Annotated in this window: 2 protein-coding genes; both read left to right on the top strand. The window is 74.7% G+C overall.

Annotated elements, in window-relative coordinates; genetic code table 11:
- On the top strand, positions 1-217 hold a 217-nt coding region (locus ABD976_RS27695; protein WP_425570129.1), incomplete at its 5' end, for a hypothetical protein.
- 28 nt (positions 218-245) lie between these two features.
- A partial coding sequence (locus tag ABD976_RS27690; RefSeq protein ID WP_486374966.1) for a CpaE/TadZ family protein occupies positions 246-735 on the top strand: 490 nt, incomplete at its 3' end.

The raw sequence follows: 735 nt of genomic DNA, 5'->3' as shown, positions 1-735 counted from the left end.
GCACCTCACCCCGGACGACACGAGCACCACGAGCGGCGCAGCGCCGGCGGAAGAGCACGGCGAGGAGTTCTCCGCGCGGGTAGTGCGCGCCTCCGCGCCGGATGCCGAGGGAGCGATCGTCGTCGACCTCCTCGTGCCGGAGGCCACCGCGCCCGCCGCTGTCGAGGCAGCGGTGCGGGGCGCCCACGTCAGTCTCCTCGGCCCGGCCGAGCAGTAACCCCGCGAAACCTGAAGGGAGAACGCTGATGGGGATCACGACGGTGATCAGTGCGCTCGGTGCACCGGGCGTGAGCACGACGGTGGCAGCCCTAGCGACCGCGTGGCCGGGGCCGGTGCTGGCGGTCGACGCCGACCCGGCGCGCGGCGCGTTGGTGCCGGGGTGGCTGGCGCGCTGGTGGATCGACGGCCGCATCACCCCGCAAGCCGGGGTGGTGAGCTTCGCGGCCAGCACCCGCCGCATGACCTCGGTACCCGCCGAAGGCCTCGTCGGACACGCCCAGGAAGTCCCGCACGCCCGGCACGTCCGCGTGCTCCCGGGTGTCGGGCATCGCGAACAGGCGACCGTGATCGGCGAGCCGGGGTGGTCGCGGCTGGCCAGCGCCCTGCGTGACCTCGCCGAGTCGGGCCCGGACGTGCTGGTCGATGCGGGGCGCTGGTGCCCGCAAACCGCGTGGCCCCTGTTGGAGGAAGCCGACCGGGTCGTGCTGGCCGTGCGGCCGAGCGTGCGGTCGTGCT

This window comes from Saccharopolyspora cebuensis (assembly GCF_039542665.1).
GTDB lineage: Bacteria > Actinomycetota > Actinomycetes > Mycobacteriales > Pseudonocardiaceae > Saccharopolyspora > Saccharopolyspora cebuensis.
The sequence above is the reverse complement of the archived record's forward strand: the minus strand, read 5'-3'. Positions and strand labels throughout refer to the sequence as shown.